Genomic DNA, 12001 nt, shown 5'->3' with positions numbered 1-12001 from the left:
ATATGGCTCGTATAGCCGGCGTCAACATTCCGACCAACAAGCGCGTCGTCATTGCGCTTCAGTACATTCACGGCATTGGCAAGAAGTTCGCCCAGGAGATCGTCGACAAGGTCGGCATCCCGGCCGAGCGCCGCGTCAACCAGCTGACCGACGCGGAAGTGCTGCAGATCCGCGAGACCATCGACCGCGACTACCAGGTCGAAGGCGACCTGCGCCGCGAAGTGTCGATGAACATCAAGCGTCTCATGGACCTCGGCTGCTACCGCGGTCTGCGTCACCGCCGTTCGCTGCCGGTTCGCGGCCAGCGCACGCACACCAATGCACGCACCCGCAAGGGCCCGGCCAAGTCGATTGCAGGCAAGAAGAAGTAAGTGAGCGAATAGCGAGTAGCCATTAGCGAGTAGGGGTTCCCTATTCGCTGGTCCCTGCTCACTACTCGCTTTCAAAGGTGGAGCCGCTGGCATTACGGCGGTGTAGAGATCAACTGAAAGGACTATCATGGCCAAGGAAGCCGCTCGTGTTCGCCGTCGCGAACGCAAGAACATCTCGTCGGGCGTTGCCCACGTCAATTCGACCTTCAACAACACGATGATCACCATCACCGACGCGCAGGGCAATTCCATTGCCTGGTCGTCGGCCGGTGCCCAGGGCTTCAAGGGTTCGCGCAAGTCGACCCCGTTCGCCGCCCAGATGGCTGCCGAAGACGTCGCCAAGAAGGCCCAGGAACACGGCATGCGCATGCTCGAAGTCGAGGTCTGCGGACCCGGCTCCGGTCGTGAATCGGCGCTTCGCGCCCTGCAGGCGGCCGGCTTCACCATCACCTCGATCCGTGATGTGACGCCGATCCCGCACAATGGCTGCCGCCCGCGCAAGAAGCGCCGCGTCTAAGACATTACCGAACGCCGCGTGAGCGCCTCAAGGCGCTCCTCCACGGCACTCCAGGTCGCCCGCCACGATTGGATGGTGGCGGGTCAACGGAAGGAAAGCATCATGATCCAGAAAAATTGGCAGGAACTGATCAAGCCGAACAAGATCGAGTTCTCGTCGAAGAAGAAGACGCTGACCACGCTGGTCGCCGAGCCGCTCGAGCGTGGCTTCGGCCTGACGCTCGGCAACGCGCTGCGCCGCGTGCTTTTGTCTTCGCTGCGCGGTGCGGCTGTCACCGCCGTGCAGATCGACGGCGTTCTGCATGAATTCTCGTCGATTGCCGGGGTGCGTGAGGACGTGACCGACATCGTCCTCAACATCAAGGAAATCGCCATCCGCATGGAAGGCGATGGTCCCAAGCGCATGGTCGTTCGCAAGCAGGGCCCGGGTGCGGTTCTGGCTGGCGACATCCAGACGGTTGGCGACGTCGAGATCCTCAACCCCGACCACGTCATCTGCACGCTGGACGAGGGCGCTGAAATCCGCATGGAATTCACCGTCGACACCGGCAAGGGTTACGTGCCGGCCGACCGCAACCGCGCCGAAGACGCGCCGATCGGCCTGATCCCGGTCGACAGCCTGTATTCGCCGGTCAAGAAGGTCTCCTACAAGGTCGAGAACACCCGCGAGGGCCAGGTTCTCGACTATGACAAGCTGACCATGACTATCGAGACCGACGGTTCGATCTCGGGGGAGGACGCGGTGGCTTTCGCTGCCCGCATCCTGCAGGACCAGCTTGGCCTGTTCGTCAATTTCGACGAGCCGCAGAAGGAAGTCGCCACCGAGGCCGTCACCGAGCTCGCCTTCAACCCGGCGCTGCTCAAGAAGGTGGACGAACTCGAGCTTTCGGTGCGTTCGGCCAACTGCCTGAAGAACGACAACATCGTCTATATCGGCGATCTTATCCAGAAAACCGAAGCCGAGATGCTGCGCACCCCGAACTTCGGCCGCAAGTCGCTGAACGAGATCAAGGAAGTGCTCGCGGCGATGGGCCTGCACCTCGGCATGGAAGTGCCGGACTGGCCGCCGGAAAACATCGAAGACCTCGCCAAGCGTTACGAAGACCAATATTGAGCATGAATTTCCAAGGATCGGCGGCGTGGGCCGCTCGATCCGACGGTCATGCGGAAAACCATCAGAGGCCGTGGCCTCTTGAACAACTGAAGGAAAAGAGCCATGCGCCACGGTTTTAAAGGCCGCCGCTTCGCCCGAAGCATTAGCCATCGCAAGTCGATGTTCGCCAACCTCGCCGTGTCGCTGCTCGAACATGAGCAGATCGTCACCACCCTGCCGAAGGCGAAGGATTTGCGTCCAATCGTCGAGAAGCTGGTGACGCTCGGCAAGCGCGGCGACTTGCATGCGCGCCGCCAGGTCATTGCCCAGATCGGCAATGAAGGCGTCGTCAAGCGTTTGTTCGACACGATTGCGCCGCGCTACGCCGACCGCAACGGCGGCTATCTGCGCATCATGAAGGCGGGCTTCCGCCACGGCGACAATGCCGCCATGGCGGTCATCGAGTTCGTCGACCGCGACACCGACGCCAAGGGCGCCGGCGACCGCGCCCGCCTCGAAGCCGAAGGCGCCAACGAGGAAGCCACTGCCGCATAAGGCTCGGTTTTCGCAAATGACTTTCAAGGGGCCTTCGGGCCCCTTTTTGCATTGTCGCAAGGGCATGCTTCGCCGGGCTTTTTTTGCCTGCCGGCCAAGTGCTTTTGCACGACAATCGCCGCATTTCAGTGCATTAGCCTTTCATTTTGCACAATCGTCGGGACAATGCCCCCGAACTTGCCTTGGAGGATTCGCGAATGCGCGCCAACCGACTGTCTCTTGTTCTGCTCTTCGCTATGATGGCGTTCGCAGCCGCGCCGACAGTCAGGCAGGCGCTGGCCGAGGACGCCGCCAAGCCAGCCGATCCGGGGCTCTCCGATGTGCTGACCGATCTCTTGCATGGCGTCGAGGGCGAGAACGGCACCTCCGGTCCCGACAAGCGCGTGCCGTTCGGCCGTGAAGAGGTGCAGCTGTCGTTTGCCCCCCTGGTCAAGCAGACGGCGCCGGCCGTGGTCAATGTCTATGCCTCGCAGACGGCGAAGGTCACGTCGCCCTTTGACGGCGATCCTTTCTTCGAGGAATTCTTCGGCCGCGCACAGCCGCGCGCGCAATCCTCGCTCGGCTCGGGCGTGTTGGTCGACCCGAGCGGCGTCGTCGTCACCAATTTCCACGTGATCAAGGATGCCGACGAGGTCAAGGTCGCGACCGCGGACGGGCGCGAATTCACCTCGAAGGTCATGCTCAAGGACGAGACGCTCGACCTCGCCGTGCTCAAGATCACCTCCGACAAGCCGTTTCCGGTGATCGCCATCGGCGATTCCGACGCCCTCGAGGTCGGCGACCTGGTGCTGGCCATCGGCAATCCGTTCGGCGTCGGCCAGACCACCACCAGCGGCATCGTTTCGGCGCTTGCCCGCAGCCATATCGGCGTTTCGGATTCGGGCTATTTCATCCAGACCGACGCCGCCATCAATCCCGGCAATTCCGGCGGCGCGCTGATCAACATGGGCGGCCAGCTGGTCGGCATCAACACTGCTATCTACAGCCGCAGCGGCGGCTCGATCGGCATCGGCTTTGCCATCCCGGCCAACATGGTGCGCGCCTTCGCCGATGCGGCCAAGGCCGGGCTCGATTTCTTCGAGCGGCCCTATATAGGCGCCGAGTTCGAAGCGGTCACACCTCAGATCGCCGAATCGCTTGGCATGGAGAAGCCGACCGGCGCGCTGGTGTCGTCGGTCGAGGAAGCCGGACCGGCGGCCAAGGCAGGGCTGAAGCCCGGCGACGTCGTGCTGCAGCTCAATGGCACGACCGTCGAAGGCATCGAGGCGCTGGACTACCGCATGGCGACCCTGTCGATCGGCACCAAGGCGAGCTTCGCCATCCTGAGCAAGGGCCAGCAGGCGACGATGGAGATTGCACTGGAGCGCGCGCCGGAAGGCGGCAAGGCGTCGGAAGTGACCCTGCATGGCCGCAGCCCGTTCTCCGGGGCCAAGGTCGCGGAACTGTCGCCCAGGCTCGCCCAGCGGCTCGGCCTGCGCACCGACCTCAAGGGGGTCACCGTGGTCGACATCAACCGCGATTCGCCGGCCGCCGATTTCGGCTTCCAGCCGGGCGACATCGTGCGCGAGGTGAACGGCACGACGGTCGATACGGCGGCGACACTGGCGCAGCTTGCCCAGCAGGATACACGCTGGTGGCGCTTTACCGTCGAGCGCGGCGGGCAGATACTGCGCCAGGTGTTGCGTTACTGAGGCGATCTTCCCATTTCTGAGGATCGTGCTCCAACCAGAAGACCTAGATGGCCGATCTGTTCAGCGTCGATGAACCGGAAAGAGCGCCGCCCGGCCGGCCTTTGGCCGATCGGCTGCGTCCGAAAAACCTCGGCGAGGTTGTCGGCCAGGAGCATTTGACCGGGCCGGACGGCGCGCTGACGAGGTTGATCAACTCCGGTTCGCTCGGCTCGATGATTTTCTGGGGGCCACCCGGCACCGGCAAGACCACGGTGGCGCGGCTGCTGGCCGGCGAGACCAGCCTTGCCTTCGAGCAGATCTCAGCGGTGTTTTCCGGCGTTGCCGATTTGAAGAAAGTGTTCGAGGCGGCGAAGCTGCGTCGCACCAATGGCCGCCAGACGCTGCTGTTCGTCGACGAGATCCATCGCTTCAACCGCGCCCAGCAGGATTCGTTTCTCCCGGTCATGGAGGACGGCACCGTCGTGCTGGTTGGCGCCACGACCGAAAATCCGTCCTTCGAGCTGAACGCCGCGCTTCTGTCGCGCGCGCGGGTGCTGGTGTTTCACTCGCTGGGCGAGGACAGCATTGCCAAGCTGATGACGCGCGCGGAGGAGACGGAGGGCAGGGCGCTGCCGCTCGACGACGAGGCGCGGGCGATGCTCATCCGCATGAGCGATGGCGACGGCCGGGCCTCGCTGACGCTGGCCGAGGAAGTCTGGCGCGCCGCCAAACCCGGCGAGGTTTTCGATCCCGAAGGGCTGCAGCGCATCGTCCAGCGCCGCGCGCCGATCTATGACAAGGGCCAGGACGGTCACTACAATCTGATCTCGGCGCTGCACAAATCGGTGCGTGGGTCCGACCCGGACGCGGCGCTTTATTATCTTGCCCGCATGTTCGACGCCGGCGAGGATCCGCTCTATCTCGGCCGCCGGCTGGTGCGCATGGCGATGGAGGATATCGGGCTGGCCGACCCGCAGGCGCTGGTTATCGCCAACGCCGCCAAGGACGCCTACGACTATCTCGGCTCGCCCGAAGGCGAACTGGCCTTCGCCGAGGCCACCGTCTATCTCGCCACCGCGCCCAAATCCAACGCCGTCTATACCGCCTTCAAGGCAGCCACGCGGGCGGCGAAGGAGTTCGGTTCGCTGCTGCCGCCCAAGCACATCCTCAACGCGCCGACCAAGCTGATGAAAGAGGAGGATTACGGCGCCGGCTACCGCTACGATCACGACCAGCCCGATGCTTTTTCCGGCCAGGACTATTTCCCCGAAAAGATGGGCCGGCAGACCTTTTATGATCCGCCCGAACGCGGCTTCGAGCGCGATATCAAGAAACGGCTGGACTATTGGGCAAAGCTGCGCAGCGAGCGGGAAAAATAGGTGCGCGGGACAAACGGGACGAACTCGGCCTGCCCGCGATGAACTGAAATTCTGTCCCCGCCAGTCACAGCAGTGTGATTGTACCGCATGACAAAAAGCCCTATCACGTCGGATGACTCGGCCGGGAGGCTGCCAGGACGGGCGATAATTCGGAACGGGGACAGCGCGCGGCGCGAACAGAAATGACAAAATCCCTTCGCAAAACGCTTCGCCAGGCTGTGATTGCTGTCCCGCTGCTCGTGCTCGGCTTCTATTTCATTCCGATCCTGACCACGATTTGGATCGTCTGCGGCCTGATCGATGTGCTGCGCAACGCCAACAAGGATCTGTCGCTGTTGCGCGGCTATTTCCTCGGCAATGGCATCTTCACCTGGCTGCTGTCGCCCTTCAATCTGCTGGTGGACCTCGTTTGCTACAGGAACCCGGGCGTGTGGAAGCTGGAGCAGTTTCCCGCCGATTATCAGCGCGAGGTCAACGAGGTTCTTGACGTCTTCAAGGCGCGCAAGGACGAGATCATCGCCGATATCGACGCCAATTTCGGCACCGGTCGTCGCGGCATGTATGTCTATCAGTGGTACGGCAAGCACCGGATCGACAATGTCGCGGAATTCAACAAGGATTTCAAATACATCAAGACCATTGCCGTGTCTGTCTTCAGAGGCAAGGAATCGACTTCCTGGCATTTCGGACCGCTGCGGCTCAGCCTGCGCATCCTCTACAATCTCTTGCCGGTGAAGGCAGAGGTTTTCGTCGAATGCAACGGCGCCAGGAATTACTGGCACGACAACCCGCTCTATATTTTCGACGACACGCTGCTGCACCGCTCGGTCAACGAGTATGACGGACGCCGCTACTGCGTGTTCATGGACATAATCCGCCCGTCGCCGTTTCCCGGCTTCATCGCCGGACTTCTGGCCATCGTTTCGGTCACCGTCGAGCGCATCAATTCCATGTTCTACAAGAACTGGAAGATGATCGGCTCGAGCAAGGCAAAGAAGGTCGAGACGACCTGAGGCGTTGGCCTGAAGGGATTGACCGCACTGCCTTGGCCGGGCAGTAAACGGGCATGTTCAATCTGCTTCTTGTTGTGGTCGGCGGCGGCATCGGCGCCGGCATCCGCCACCTGACCAACATCGGCGCCTTGCGCCTCGTCGGCCCCAACTATCCCTGGGGGACGATGGCGATCAACATCGTCGGCTCCTTTGCCATGGGGCTGTTCGTCGCCGCGCTGATGCGGCGCGGCGGTTCCAATGAGCTCCGGCTGTTCGTCGCCACCGGCATCCTTGGCGGCTTCACCACCTTCTCCGCCTTTTCGCTCGATTTCGCGACCCTATGGGAGCGCGGAGCGACGCTGCCGGCGTTGGGATATGCGCTGGCCAGCGTCGTTGGCGCCATTATCGCCCTGTTTCTGGGACTTTGGCTCGCAAGAACCGTTTCATAGTGTTATTGCCCCGACCTGGAGCACGCCGCATCCTCTGGACGCGCTGCAGAAACTTTGATCTTGCGCATGATCCTTTCCGAAAGCCGGAGTAGATTTTCGGGGTCACGCGTTAGAAACGGATAAAGCGAAAATCATGGCAGGCGTAGAACAGATCACGGTGGAGGCCGGCGAGGCGGGCATGCGGCTCGATCGCTGGTTCAAGACCCATTTCCCCGGCCTCGGCTTTGGCCATCTGCAGAAGTTGCTGCGCTCGGGCCAGATCCGCGTCGATGGCGGCCGGGTCAAGGCCGACAGCCGTGTCGAGCCCGGGCAGGTGGTGCGTGTGCCGCCGCTCGAGGTCGACAAGAAGGGCGAGAGTGCGCTTACGGGTTACTCGATCCGCAACCAGGGCGACGCGGATGTCCTGGCCAAGATGCTGATCCACGAAGATCCAAAAGTCTTCGTCTTCAACAAGCCGGCCGGCCTGGCGGTGCAAGGCGGCTCGGGCGTCACCCGCAATGTCGACGACATGCTGGAGGCTTGGCGCAGCCAGAAGGGCGAGAAGCCGCGCCTGGTGCACCGGCTCGACCGCGACACGTCGGGCGTGCTGGTGGTTGCCCGCACCAGGCTTGCGGCGATGAAGCTTTCCGAGTCATTCCGGGCGCGCGAGACCAAGAAGACCTATTGGGCGCTGGTCAAGGGCGTCCCGCCCAAGCGTGAGGACAAGATCTCGACCTGGCTGATCAAGGAGCCGACCGAGGACGGCGACCGCGTGCGCGTGGCAGCCCATGGCGAAAAGGGCGCCGACCACGCCGTGTCCTACTATCGCATCATCGAGCAGGCGGCTCAGACGATGACTTGGCTGGAAATGGAGCCTTATACCGGCCGCACCCACCAGCTGCGCGTTCATGCCGCCTATATCGGCTGCCCGATCCTCGGCGACCCCAAATATTTCGAGGCCGACACCAACTGGGACTTTCCGGGCGGCATTCAGAACCGCCTGCATCTGCATGCGCGCCGCATCGTCATTCCGCACCCGGACAAGGGCGTCATCGACGTCACCGCGCCGATGCCGCCGCATATGCGCCAGAGCTGGAACCTGATCGGCTTCGACGACGCCAGCGCGGAGGACTGACATTGGCCGTTGCCTCGGCATTGGATCGCCGCGATGCGGTCGATCTGGCGGCTGCTTCCATCATGGTCGGGCTGACCTTTTCCTGGGGGCTGAACTACGTCGCCGCCAAGATCTCCTATGCCGGCTTCGATCCGGTTTTCGTCTCGATCGCACGTTCGATCATTGGCGGGCTCTGTGTGCTCGGCTGGTGCTGGCTGCGCGGCATCAGGTTGTTTAAGGCCGACGGGTCGCTTGTCGCCGGCATCATTGTCGGCGTGCTGTTCGGCGTCGAGTTCCTGTGCCTCTATATCGGGCTGGAATACACGACCGTTGCTCGCAACACACTGCTGGTCAACACCATGCCGTTCTGGGTCCTGATCGGCGGCCATTTCCTGCTCGGTGAGCGTATCAACGCGCGCAAGCTTGGCGGGCTCGTTCTCGCCTTCTGCGGCCTGGTGGCGGTGTTTTCCGACGGGATTGCCGGCGGCACCGAGATGACCTTGATGGGCGATCTGCTCAGCCTCGGCTCCGGTATCCTGTGGGCGGCGACCAGCATCGTCATCAAGCGTTCGAAACTGGTCGAGACCAGTGCCGAGAAATTGCTGCTTTATCAGTTGGCCGGTGCGGCCATTGTCGGTGTCCTGGTGATGCCTTTCGCCGGCCCGCCGATCCGCGCGGTCAGTGCCTTGCCGGCATTGGCGCTGCTGTTCCAGTCGCTCTATATAGTTGCCTTCACCTATGTGCTGTGGTTCTGGCTGCTCAGGCGCTATCCGGCATCGGCCCTGTCGAGCTTCGCTTTCCTGTCGCCGGTGTTCGGCGTCCTCTGCGGCGCTATCATTCTGGGCGAGGCGCCGACGACCAGGATCTTTGTGGCGCTTGGGCTGATCGCTGTCGGCCTGATCATCGTCAACCGGCCGGCGCGCAAGCAGGTACCTGGATAGAAAGTTCGACCATGCGTGACATCCTCAACGACCTCGAAGCGGGAAAGCATCTGTCCGATCCGGATCCGGTTCGCCGCGCGCAGATCCAGATGAAGACGCACCTGCCGAAGCGCTTCTACAAGGACGTGTCGGTCGTAGCTGTGGAGGACGGTTTTGCCGTCCACCTCGATGGCAAGCCGGTGCGCACGCCGGGCAAGGCGCAGCTGGCGCTGCCGACCGAAAACGCCGCCGCCCTGGTCGCCAATGAGTTCGCTGCACAGGGCGAGACCATCGACCCGGTCACGATGCCGGTGCTGCGTCTGGTCAACACCGCCATCGACGGCGTCGCCAGCGACCCGCAGGCGGTGCTGGAGGACGTCTTGCGCTTCGCCTCGTCCGATCTGACCTGCTACCGCGCCGACGCGCCGCAGGGGCTGGTCGAGCGGCAGAACCAGCATTGGGATCCGGTGATCGACTGGGCGAGGGCGACATTAGGGGCTCGGTTCAACCTCGCCGAGGGCATCATCCATGTCGAGCAGCCGCGCGAAAGCCTCGCCGTCCTCGGCGCCCATCTTGCCCAGCGTGCCGAGCCGCTGCGGCTGGCTGCAATCCATGTCATGACTTCGCTGACCGGGTCGGCGCTGCTGGCGCTGGCGGTCGATTACGGTGCGCTCGATGGCGATGCGGCTTGGGCCGCCGGCCATGTCGACGAGGACTGGCAGATCGAGCATTGGGGCCAGGATGCCGAGGCTGTCGCACGCCGCTCGGCTCGCAAACGCGACATGATGGCGGCCGTCGGCCTGCTCGATGCGCTGAAGACCTGATCCTCGGCCTTTGCCGCACTGCACCTAATACCAAAGTCATAAATCCAAGGTCTGTCTGCCTCCGGCGGTCGCTTTCTGTCATTTTTTATGCCGATGGCTGGTTCGGGTCGCGTTCGGAGGGAACGTCGACGATGACGGCCAGAATCGAAAGCAGACGGATTTCACGGGAGGACAGTTCAATGGCATTGGCATCGACCGCCGGCGGAAGCAGCCGCGGCATGACGCGGGAGGAGAAGAAAGTCATCTTCGCTTCCTCGCTCGGCACGGTTTTCGAATGGTATGATTTCTATCTCTACGGCGCATTGGCGGCCGCAATCGGCACCACATTCTTCGCCTCTTATCCGGAGGGGACGCGCAACATCTTCACGCTGCTGGTTTTCGCTGCCGGCTTCCTCGTGCGGCCGTTCGGCGCGCTGGTGTTCGGCCGTATCGGCGATCTCGTCGGCCGCAAATACACATTCCTCGTCACCATCACGATCATGGGCCTGTCGACCTTCCTGGTCGGCCTGCTTCCCGGTTCGGCGAGCTGGGGCATCGCGGCGCCCATCATCCTGGTTGGGCTGCGCATGCTGCAGGGCCTGGCGCTCGGCGGTGAGTATGGCGGTGCCGCGACCTATGTCGCCGAACATGCACCCGACGATCGCCGTGGCTTCTATACGTCGTGGATTCAGACGACAGCGACGCTTGGCCTGTTCCTGTCGCTGATCATCATCCTGGCCGTGCAGAATTCGTTGAGCAAGGAGGATTTCGCGGCCTGGGGCTGGCGCATTCCATTCCTACTCTCGGCCATCCTGCTCGCAATATCGGTCTGGATTCGCCTGACGCTTTCGGAATCGCCGGCCTTCGTCCGTATGAAGGAAGAGGGCAAGGGCTCCAAGGCGCCTTTGTCGGAAGCCTTCGGCCAATGGAAGAATGCAAAAATTGCGCTGCTGGCGCTTTTCGGCCTCACCGCCGGCCAGGCCGTGGTCTGGTACAACGGCCAGTTCTACGCACTGTTCTTCCTCACCAATGTGCTCAAGGTGGACGCGCAGTCGGTCAACATCATGGTCGCCATCGCGCTGGCGGTAGGCGCGATCTTCTTCGTCGTGTTCGGTTGGCTTTCCGACAAGATCGGCCGCAAGCCGATTATCATGGCCGGTCTTGCGCTGGCGATCGTCACCACTTTCCCGCTGTTTAAGGCGCTGACCTGGGCGGCTAATCCAGCTCTGGCAACGGCACAACAGACAACGCGTGCGACTGTGACCGCCGCGCCTGGCGACTGCAAATTCCAGTTCAACCCCACGGGCACTTTCAAATACACGACGTCATGCGATATCGCGACCGCCTTTCTCAGCAAGAACTCGGTGCCTTATGACGTCGTGACGACGGCAGCGGCTGGAACGCCTGCTACAGTCAAGATCGGCAACGAGACAGCTGAATCCTATGACGCGGTCGCGGCTGGCGATCAATTGAAGGCCAAAGAGGCAGCCTTCGGCAAGGCAATCAATATTGCCTTGCAGGATGGTGGTTATCCGCTGAAGCGCGCTGCCGCCAAGGTTGCCGACCAGAAGCTCGACGCCTTTGTCGCGGCCAACCCCGAACTGAAGCTCGACGCGGCAGCCATCCGCGCAGGCGAAAAGACCGCAGTCCCGACCGAGCAGGCGATCAAGGACAAGGTGCTGACCAAGGATGAGGCAGCCGGCGCCACCGAGGTGACCGTCTACAGCATTCCGGCAGCGGGTGCGTTTGCGATGTTTGCCGACCCGGCACAGGTCAACTGGGCCAAGGTCATCGGCATCCTGTTCATCCTGGTCCTCTACGTGACCATGGTCTACGGGCCGATCGCGGCGATCCTGGTTGAGATGTTCCCGACCCGCATCCGCTACACCGGCATGTCGCTGCCCTACCACATCGGCAATGGCTGGTTCGGCGGCTTCCTCCCGGCGATCGTGTTCGCGCTCAGTGCCTACAAGGGCGATATCTACTACGGGCTCTGGTATCCGGTGGTGATCGCGGCAATGTCGCTGATCATCGGCATGATCTTCGTCAGGGATACGCTCGGCACCGACCTGCATACCAAGCAGTAGCCGACAGCTCTGTGTCATACAAAAAACCCGGCGCGAGCGATCGCGCCGGGTTTTTCATTTGTGGGCCTGTTCG

12 protein-coding genes are annotated in these 12001 nt (G+C 62.5%); all 12 read left to right on the top strand.

Going from position 1 to position 12001, the window contains the following annotated elements; all coding sequences use genetic code 11:
- Positions 1 to 2 precede the first annotated feature (2 nt).
- Positions 3 to 371 (top strand): 30S ribosomal protein S13, encoded by a 369-nt coding sequence (gene rpsM, locus NKI15_RS14210; protein WP_006205445.1) that lies wholly within the window; start codon positions 3 to 5, stop codon positions 369 to 371.
- 127 nt (positions 372 to 498) lie between these two features.
- The gene (rpsK, locus tag NKI15_RS14205) at positions 499 to 888 is read left to right on the top strand and encodes a 30S ribosomal protein S11 (RefSeq protein ID WP_006205444.1); all 390 of its coding nucleotides are present in this window, start codon (positions 499 to 501) and stop codon (positions 886 to 888) included.
- Between the two features lie 102 nt (positions 889 to 990).
- Positions 991 to 2001: a DNA-directed RNA polymerase subunit alpha gene (locus NKI15_RS14200; protein ID WP_023682599.1), complete on the top strand. Its 1011-nt coding sequence runs from the start codon at positions 991 to 993 to the stop codon at positions 1999 to 2001.
- A 102-nt stretch (positions 2002 to 2103) separates the two neighbouring features.
- Positions 2104 to 2535 carry a 50S ribosomal protein L17 gene (gene rplQ / locus NKI15_RS14195; protein WP_023691248.1) on the top strand — a complete coding sequence of 144 codons (432 nt, stop codon included), beginning with the start codon at positions 2104 to 2106 and terminating at the stop codon, positions 2533 to 2535.
- A gap of 197 nt (positions 2536 to 2732) precedes the next feature.
- Entirely contained in the window at positions 2733 to 4226 is a 1494-nt protein-coding gene (locus tag NKI15_RS14190; RefSeq protein WP_352886248.1) for a DegQ family serine endoprotease, read from the top strand.
- A 47-nt stretch (positions 4227 to 4273) separates the two neighbouring features.
- Positions 4274 to 5584 (top strand): replication-associated recombination protein A, encoded by a 1311-nt coding sequence (locus NKI15_RS14185; RefSeq protein ID WP_023682595.1) that lies wholly within the window; start codon positions 4274 to 4276, stop codon positions 5582 to 5584.
- Between the two features lie 182 nt (positions 5585 to 5766).
- Positions 5767 to 6597: an aspartyl/asparaginyl beta-hydroxylase domain-containing protein gene (locus NKI15_RS14180; protein WP_352515201.1), complete on the top strand. Its 831-nt coding sequence runs from the start codon at positions 5767 to 5769 to the stop codon at positions 6595 to 6597.
- A 53-nt stretch (positions 6598 to 6650) separates the two neighbouring features.
- Positions 6651 to 7025 carry a fluoride efflux transporter CrcB gene (gene crcB / locus NKI15_RS14175; protein WP_352515200.1) on the top strand — a complete coding sequence of 125 codons (375 nt, stop codon included), beginning with the start codon at positions 6651 to 6653 and terminating at the stop codon, positions 7023 to 7025.
- Positions 7026 to 7158: 133 nt separating this feature from the next.
- On the top strand, positions 7159 to 8139 hold the full coding sequence (locus NKI15_RS14170; protein ID WP_023672769.1) for an RluA family pseudouridine synthase: 981 nt from the start codon (positions 7159 to 7161) through the stop codon (positions 8137 to 8139).
- A 62-nt stretch (positions 8140 to 8201) separates the two neighbouring features.
- Positions 8202 to 9059 (top strand): DMT family transporter, encoded by an 858-nt coding sequence (locus NKI15_RS14165; protein WP_081726945.1) that lies wholly within the window; start codon positions 8202 to 8204, stop codon positions 9057 to 9059.
- 11 nt (positions 9060 to 9070) lie between these two features.
- Complete coding sequence (locus tag NKI15_RS14160) at positions 9071 to 9862, top strand: ATP12 family chaperone protein (protein WP_352515198.1); 792 nt, start codon at positions 9071 to 9073, stop codon at positions 9860 to 9862.
- A 179-nt stretch (positions 9863 to 10041) separates the two neighbouring features.
- Positions 10042 to 11928: an MFS transporter gene (locus tag NKI15_RS14155; protein WP_023743043.1), complete on the top strand. Its 1887-nt coding sequence runs from the start codon at positions 10042 to 10044 to the stop codon at positions 11926 to 11928.
- Positions 11929 to 12001 lie beyond the last annotated feature (73 nt).

This window comes from Mesorhizobium sp. M0862 (genome assembly GCF_040319795.1).
Lineage (GTDB): Bacteria > Pseudomonadota > Alphaproteobacteria > Rhizobiales > Rhizobiaceae > Mesorhizobium.
The sequence above is the reverse complement of the archived record's forward strand: the minus strand, read 5'-3'. Positions and strand labels throughout refer to the sequence as shown.

Excerpts from the sequence above, each read along its gene's own strand:
- rpsM (WP_006205445.1), top strand. The coding sequence starts at position 3 with ATGGCTCGTATAGCCGGCGTCAACATTCCGACCAACAAGCGCGTCGTC.
- rpsK (WP_006205444.1), top strand. The coding sequence starts at position 499 with ATGGCCAAGGAAGCCGCTCGTGTTCGCCGTCGCGAACGCAAGAACATC.
- NKI15_RS14200 (WP_023682599.1), top strand. The coding sequence starts at position 991 with ATGATCCAGAAAAATTGGCAGGAACTGATCAAGCCGAACAAGATCGAG.
- rplQ (WP_023691248.1), top strand. The coding sequence starts at position 2,104 with ATGCGCCACGGTTTTAAAGGCCGCCGCTTCGCCCGAAGCATTAGCCAT.
- NKI15_RS14190 (WP_352886248.1), top strand. The coding sequence starts at position 2,733 with ATGCGCGCCAACCGACTGTCTCTTGTTCTGCTCTTCGCTATGATGGCG.
- NKI15_RS14185 (WP_023682595.1), top strand. The coding sequence starts at position 4,274 with ATGGCCGATCTGTTCAGCGTCGATGAACCGGAAAGAGCGCCGCCCGGC.
- NKI15_RS14180 (WP_352515201.1), top strand. The coding sequence starts at position 5,767 with ATGACAAAATCCCTTCGCAAAACGCTTCGCCAGGCTGTGATTGCTGTC.
- crcB (WP_352515200.1), top strand. The coding sequence starts at position 6,651 with ATGTTCAATCTGCTTCTTGTTGTGGTCGGCGGCGGCATCGGCGCCGGC.
- NKI15_RS14170 (WP_023672769.1), top strand. The coding sequence starts at position 7,159 with ATGGCAGGCGTAGAACAGATCACGGTGGAGGCCGGCGAGGCGGGCATG.
- NKI15_RS14165 (WP_081726945.1), top strand. The coding sequence starts at position 8,202 with ATGGTCGGGCTGACCTTTTCCTGGGGGCTGAACTACGTCGCCGCCAAG.
- NKI15_RS14160 (WP_352515198.1), top strand. The coding sequence starts at position 9,071 with ATGCGTGACATCCTCAACGACCTCGAAGCGGGAAAGCATCTGTCCGAT.
- NKI15_RS14155 (WP_023743043.1), top strand. The coding sequence starts at position 10,042 with ATGGCATTGGCATCGACCGCCGGCGGAAGCAGCCGCGGCATGACGCGG.